Genomic DNA, 7,250 nt, shown 5'->3' with positions numbered 1-7,250 from the left:
TTGCATAGATTTTCAACTACAGCCCTCCATTACGGATACCAAAGATGTTTTGTGGATCTGTGGCCTCCTTTACTCCTCTCATTAACTTCATACCGGCAGGAGACAACACATCTTTCATGAAATCTTGACGAATTTTACCAATGCCATGGTGGTGAGAAATGGAACCACCGTTGTCAAGAATCACCTGACGTAAGGAATGTTCAATCTGCCAACAAACGTCCTCGGGGTGTTCCACACCCTTAGTATAAATTCCAAAAATGAAATAAAGACAAACACCTGTGTGATAAACCTGAGTAACCCGATGGGCTAAATAGGGCTTACCGGGTAAATTAAAGGCCTGGTGCTGCTCATCTAGCTTGGTTTGGACGCGATCGCAAATCAGTTGAATCTTATCCCAGGCAACCGTAGTTTCAAAGGTTTCACCAATAATGTGATACGAGGATAGAAAATCTCTTACATAGGCAATGGCAAAGGTAAACATATATCCCTGTTCACCATACTTAGACCCCGTCGCCAATCCCTTCAATTGCTTTGCCGTAGCATAAATATTGCGTTCCTGGTGATCTACCTCCTGGGCCGAGCCCTCCATCACCACGGTGGCCACAACCATTTGGGTAGGGTTAAACTTAAGCACCTTAAATAAATACAGCTGCTTTAGCCAAGTCATCCAAGTTTCAACAACACCAGAGTTTTGAGGTTTTAAAGAAAAGCCTAGCCGAAACTGTTTATTATCCATAAGGCGTAAACTAGCTGGCACTAAGCCGCTATGGGCAATGCGCTTCATAAACTCCACCCCTAAGGTGAAATTTGGAAACATGAAAGAGGCATATTTTGTGACCTCAGGCAGTGGATGAATTTTGATAACAGCCTTGGTAATCAGACCTAGATTCCCCTCACTACCAAATGGTAACTGTTGCACTGGTACCCCCATGGAAGCACGGGAAACAGACTCCATCTGTTCCACCACACCTGCTGGGGTTACCAGGGTAACCTTCTCCACAATCTGTTCGATATTGCCATAGCGGTTTTTCTTCATCCCGCTAGCATTGGTGGCAATCCAACCACCTAAAGTGGAAAGTTCTAAGCTATCGGGAGCATGGCCACATATAAAGCCAGACGCCCTCAGCTGATTCTCCAAATCTTTGCCCGTGATACCCGCCTGCACACAGGCCTTTAAATTCGCCGGGTCAATCCATTCGATCCGGCTCATCCGCTTCATATCGACAGAAACAATCATCCGAGTTTCTGATGGAGGAAGCTGCAGGGCACAGGTCACATTGGTCCCCCCACCAAACGGCACCAAACAGACGTCATGCTCCACTGCCAGCTGTACCAGGGTTTGGGCATCTTCCTCTGACTCGCAGTAGAAGACCATATCAACAGTGCGCCTTAATTGGCCATACAGAACTTTGTAAACTTCTGTTGTTGTCGTTTGACCGTGGCTGTGGAGCAAGCGGTCATGGTCTTCAAAGGCATATTGACTTGAGGGAAATGAAGCCTCTATTGCTGCACAAAAAGCTTTGTTACGATGGACGGTCCCAACAACCTTTTTAGAGACTTCGGTTAACGGTGTTTTTTCATCGATAGTGATTCCCAGTTCAGCTTCTAGAAAGGGAATAAAACCAGGCATTTTAACCCCAGTGAGACCATAGCGCTCACCAGTCATCATCACCGATCGATCATCATTGACAACTAAGGTCGTATCTTTAAAGCCCCACTGATGGCCCCATAGCTGAGAATCGCCCTTGTACTCTAATGGACTTTGGTGATGATCTGCCATGATAATTTCTGATGCTTTTTATTACTGAGCGCTTTCAATGTCAGGCAATGAATATTGCGTTACTTTTTGGGATTGATCAGCCTTTTTATAATTGTTGCACCTGATCAACAAGGTAGAAGTATATTTGACGCTTTTTTTAAGTTTATTTTGACGAATGGAGGTTCCATTGAGCATTTCTACAGACAATTACTAAAGATTCTTATCGAATCATCAAATATCGTCCACGATTGAAGAAACGGTAGTAGGGTTCATTGGCGGCCTCTAACAGCTCGCGATCGCCTTGGCCATCACCATAGGCATAGATGTAATATTGCTGTAAATCCCCTAGCAACCGCTCTAAGCGTTTAACTTTCTCAGGGCCATAGCAATTTTCTCCTGATAATTTGCCTGTCACACTGCCATCCTGATGTTCTAATCGAGTAGCCAACAGATGATCAATGGGCAGTGTTTTCATCCAGGGTTGTAAATAAATCTCCAGGGTAGCGCTGACTAAAATGATCTGATGTCCCTGGCGTTGATGCCAATGTAACCGTTCTAACGCATCAGGATCGACCAGCTTAGGTAAGTAATGGTGAGCATAGTCAGCCGCTGCTGTTTTTAAACGTTCAATGGACCAACCTTTGTAAAATTCGGTCAAAAGTATTTCTTTGATAGTTTGATTAGAACAACGCTTCATTCCATAACTGAGTACTACTGAACTATGGCGCATCAGGCCAATCACCAGTCGTCTCCAGCCATGGGTCCAGCGCAAAAAGGGCACAAAACTATCTTGAGTTGTCAGAGTCCCATCAAAATCGAAAACAGCAATCTTAGGCTTATCCCCCATCATTGTCTCCCATGTTATAAAGTCATTTGGTGCTCCAGGTCTTCTATCGATTTTTTTACCTGATTGACAATAGCCTGGTAAAGCTGACGTTTTGTTAAGGTGCCAACCTTATCTCGATAAGAGATAAGGTCAATAGGAGGGCCAAAACAGACTTGAATGGGATATTGCTGAGGAAATAATTGCCCTTTGGGCAAAGCTTTATAAGAGCCCTGAATATAGACTGGGACAATAGGAACGCCTAATTTCAATGCCATCATCCCGAACCCCAACTTTAAATCCTGTAATTGGCCTGTTAAAGAGCGTCCTCCTTCTGGAAAGATTAAGAGAATTTTCCCATGGTAGATTGCCCGTTCACACTCTCGAAAACTTTGGAGTGAGCCGCTGCAGCGATCCACTGGAATCATATTCAAGACATGCCGACAGAACCAACCTTTCAAGGGATGATCAAAGAAATAATCCTTAGCGGCCAGGCTATGTACCTTATACATATGACAACCATGGGCCGCAATAATGGCAGGTCCATCAAGGTGACTAGCATGGTTTGCAACTAATAAATATGGAGAATCTTTCGGTAAGTGTTCTGCACCTTCACAGGTAAGTTTAAAGTAATTGAAATAAATTAAACAGCCCCAAATCCAAATTTGATCTTGGAGCATTCTTTTTAGAATGTGCATGCTTATAATTAAAAATTAAGCGGTTTTGTTTGTCCATTGTGTCCAATTATTCGTGAAGTGACCCAGTATTAAACAAAAGCCTTCCTCCCTAGGTTAAGCTGAGCAAAATACGAGATATGAGTCACTAATTATCTTGAACTACCTCACAAGCCCATGTGTTTTTCTGCTACTGCTAGTTTCACTGCTGCTACTCTTCTAATACCCGCTGGTTTATATGCCTGTAAGCTGGCCATAGATATAGATCTCAGGTATCTGCCTGGAGCCCTTATCCCTTGCATATTTGGTATTCAGCAAGGGTTTGAAGGCATTGAGTGGTTAGCCATCCACGGAAACCAAGCAGACACTGTTCATCTAGCCGCTCTTGGCTATCTCGTTTTTTCCCATGGATTCTGGCCAATTTGGTTCCCGTTGACAGTGTTTGCAATAGTGCAACGACCTTGGGCTAAAAAACTACTATTAGTTGTAACACTGTTGGGTGCTTTATTTGGTATGTCTCTGTATGTCCCTTTGCTGTTATCTCCTGATATGTTTTCAGTAACAGTCATTCAAGGCTCTATCCATTATCAGACCACACTAATCTATGATCAGTTTTTTCCTCGCAATGTGTCGCGGCTAATATACTTGCTCATTGTTGCAGGGCCATTTTGGTTCTGTGATCTTACCGAAATTAGAGGTTCAAGTGGGGTCATTGCTCTAGCACTATTAGTCACCTACTGGTTTTACAACTACGCATTCATATCGGTATGGTGCTTTTTTGCTGCAATTTTATCCATTAATATTATCTTTATGCTACGTTCCATCGCTTCCAAAAAATTGCTTAAAGAAAAGTATTAACTTAACTGTTTGAGATGTTTACTTTTCCACTCGATCCACAAACCTCTGAATTATCCTGTGGTTTTCTCAAAGGCACCTCCACTGTGACAGCTAAGTATTTGGCAAGTTTGTGAATTGAGGAGTGGCGGGATGCCAAAGTCTCAGAAAGCGAAATTCCTAGCGCGGTTTGAATATGGTTCTTGACCTCCATAGCTGTTAAGGAATCCATCCCCAGTTCAATAAAATCAAGGTGGGGATTGGGGATATTAGAAGGGGCTAACCGGAGAATATACGCTACAACTTCTTGGAGGTAGGTTTCTAGAACTTTAGATCGATCACCGATTTCAACTTGCATTAACTGTTGCCAAATCTTTGCTTGCAATAGTGTCAGAGGATCTTGACTAATGATAGGCCTAAAGGGAGTTTCCACCTGATCCACAGAGTCAGTATCAATCCAGTATCGTTCTCGCTGGAAAGGATAGGTTGGTAACCTTAATTTTTTACAGAGTTGGCCATTATGGAACTGAAACCAGTCAATGGAGACTCCTTGAGCATAAAGTTGAGCGAGATTTTCCTGTAGCTGTCGCCAATCTTGATACTGTGCCTTAGAGATTCCATGCCTACCACTGCGTAAACTCGACAACCAAAGATAGTCCTCCGATAAACATTGCTGGCCCAGTCGGGTTAATAACGGCTTGGCTCCCATTTCTAGAAAAATGGTACAGCCCTGCTTGCATAGCGCTTGCATTCCTGCCATAAACTGAACTGGCTGACAGAGATGATTGGCCCAATAAGCAGGCGTTGTGATCTCGTCGCCAGCAATTTTCCCACTAATACCAGAAATCATCGGAATACTGGGTGAAGCATAGTTGATCTCTGCTGTAACCGACTCTAATTCTTGTTGCAACGGTGCCATCACCTGAGAATATAGGGCATATTTTGTCGATGACAGCTGGGTCAAGAGCCCATTATCTTCCAATGTTTGGCAGACGGTCTGAAGTGCTTGCTTGTCACCAGCAATAACCCACTGGCTCGGCGCATTATGGGCCGCAATACTTACATTTGAGGCATGGGTTGAGATTGCAGCTTCAACCTGTTCCTGGTTTCCTATCACCACCGCCATTCCACCGTCAGACTCGACTGACTGCAATAGCATTTGTCGAGCCACCAACAGACGCAGCCCCTCTTCCAAACTAAATACCCCAGCTACACAGGCCGCAACGTATTCCCCTAGCCCATGCCCGATTAAAAAGTCTGGCTGCACTCCCCAGGAGACCCAAAGTTGAGCCAGGCTATATTCTAGAGCAAACACCGCCATATCAGACAGCGAAGCGAACTGATCTTGAGCAGATTGAGGATAAAGAATATCGATCAAGGATACACCTAAATCAGCTTGCAAAAATTCATGGCACCGACTCACTGTTTGTCGAAACAGCGGCTGGCTTTCATACAACTGCTGCCCCACCCCCAGGTAAGCAGACTGTTCCCCCGGAAACAGAAAGGCAACGCTAGGGGGAATATCATCATCCCCTAACGTTGCTCTGGCATATCCGTTTGTAGATTTTTCGGAAGGTATTTCAACGGAAGCATCATTCAGCTTCTCAGCTATGTCCTCCAGGGTATCCCCAACAACTGCCAAACGATGATGAAAATGACTCCGCCCAGTATTGGCTGTAAAACAAAGATCTGCCAAGTCTACATCTGGGTTCTGCTGAATATAGACCTGGTATCGTTGCCGTAACTGATCAAGTGCCCCATCACTTTTCGCCGATAAAGCCAGCAGATACGTGGAGTTATGCTGTCCGGCAACCTGTCTTCCGCCTTCCGCCTTCCGCCTTCCGCCTTCCTCTAACACCACATGGGCATTTGTCCCCCCAAATCCAAACCCACTTACTCCGGCTAGGGCTGGATAGTCACTTTCTGGCCAGGGAGACAGTGTTTGCTGCACGTTGAGGGGAATCCGCTCAAAGCGAATATAAGGATTCGGCTTTTGAAAGTGCAAACTTGCTGGGATTTTTTGATGTTTAAGGGCTAACGCCACCTTGATCAAACTAGCCATGCCAGCAGCAGCTTCCAAGTGACCCAAATTGGTCTTGACTGAACCAAGGGCACAGTCTTTCCCTGCTTCGCGATCCTGGGAAAGAACCTTGGCCAATGCTTTTGCTTCAATCACATCTCCCAACTGAGTGCCAATGCCATGGGTTTCCACATACTGTACCCTCCCTGGAGAGACCTTCGCATCCTGGTAAGCGGCTTGTAATACGGCCTCCTGGGCCGCAGGATTTGGAGCCATCAGACCGTTACTCTGGCCATCTTGATTGATGGCACTGCCTCGGATGACGGCATAAATGGAATCGTTATTTGCGATCGCACTCGACAAGGGCTTTAAAACCACCACCCCCACTCCCTCACCGCGCACATAGCCATCAGCTCGCGCATCAAAGGCCTTACAACGACCATCGGCAGCCATAACCTTAGATTGACTAAAGGCCAGGGTCATCTCCGGGCGCAAAATCAAATTAACCCCAGCAGCCAGAGCCAGATCACAGTCTCCATACTGCAAACTCCGACAGGCTTGATGGACTGCCACCAACGAGGAAGAACAGGCCGTATCTAAGGCTAAACTAGGGCCATGCCAATCGAGATAGTAGGAAAGACGATTGGCGGCAATAGAAAAGGCAATCCCTGTGTTGTAGTAGGCATCAACCTGGCGATACTGGCAGATTAAGTATGAGTAATCTCCACTACTGATCCCGACAAACACTCCCCCCTGGCTACCCATGGTCTGCTCAGGCGAGATTCCCGCATCTTCTAAGGCTTCCCAACTGACTTCAAGCAATAGCCGCTGTTGGGGGTCCATAGTAATGGCTTCGCGAGGAGAAATTTCAAAAAACTGGCAGTCAAAGTCTTCCACATGGTCTAAAAAACCGCCTAAACAGGAAACCTCTGTACTGGATGAGTCGGAATCTAGCGCATGGAGTGACGGCATATACCAGGCTCGCTTGGAGGGAATGGGTGAAATCGCATCCTCTCCATCACATAGCAACTTCCAGTAAGCATCAGCATCATTAACGCCTGGAAAACGACAACCAATACCAATAATTGCAATAGGTTCTTTCATAAAAGACTAGAAGAAAAGGCTCCCTCAATACCTAAT

The 7,250-nt window shown here is 45.4% G+C and carries 5 protein-coding genes; 1 reads left to right on the top strand and 4 read right to left on the bottom strand.

Translation table 11 applies throughout. The features are described from left to right. Positions 1-16 precede the first annotated feature (16 nt). The 3 genes from QGP82_RS01805 to QGP82_RS01795 all read right to left on the bottom strand — a co-directional run bounded on the left by QGP82_RS01805 (position 17) and on the right by QGP82_RS01795 (position 3,262). The gene (locus QGP82_RS01805) at positions 17-1,780 is read right to left on the bottom strand and encodes an FAD-binding oxidoreductase (RefSeq protein ID WP_499056820.1); all 1,764 of its coding nucleotides are present in this window, start codon (positions 1,778-1,780) and stop codon (positions 17-19) included. 199 nt (positions 1,781-1,979) lie between these two features. Next, positions 1,980-2,606, bottom strand: coding sequence for an HAD family hydrolase (locus QGP82_RS01800; protein WP_499056818.1), 627 nt, complete (start codon positions 2,604-2,606; stop codon positions 1,980-1,982). 14 nt (positions 2,607-2,620) lie between these two features. Then, positions 2,621-3,262, bottom strand: a complete 642-nt coding sequence (locus QGP82_RS01795; protein WP_499056816.1) for a lysophospholipid acyltransferase family protein — start codon at positions 3,260-3,262, stop codon at positions 2,621-2,623. A gap of 171 nt (positions 3,263-3,433) precedes the next feature. On the opposite strand from QGP82_RS01795, the gene QGP82_RS01790 reads away from it, so the two are divergent. Continuing rightward, positions 3,434-4,114 carry a DUF6629 family protein gene (locus tag QGP82_RS01790; protein ID WP_499056814.1) on the top strand — a complete coding sequence of 227 codons (681 nt, stop codon included), beginning with the start codon at positions 3,434-3,436 and terminating at the stop codon, positions 4,112-4,114. Between the two features lies 1 nt (position 4,115). Here QGP82_RS01790 and QGP82_RS01785 read toward each other — a convergent pair whose 3' ends face one another. Then, positions 4,116-7,214 (bottom strand): type I polyketide synthase, encoded by a 3,099-nt coding sequence (locus QGP82_RS01785; RefSeq protein ID WP_499056812.1) that lies wholly within the window; start codon positions 7,212-7,214, stop codon positions 4,116-4,118. Between the last annotated feature and the right edge of the window lie 36 nt (positions 7,215-7,250).

The sequence above is a fragment of the Leptothoe sp. LEGE 181152 genome (assembly GCF_032906605.1).
Classification (GTDB): domain Bacteria; phylum Cyanobacteriota; class Cyanobacteriia; order Phormidesmidales; family Phormidesmidaceae; genus Leptothoe; species Leptothoe turfae.
Note: the sequence above shows the minus strand (reverse complement) of the source record. Positions and strands in the feature narration are given on the sequence as shown.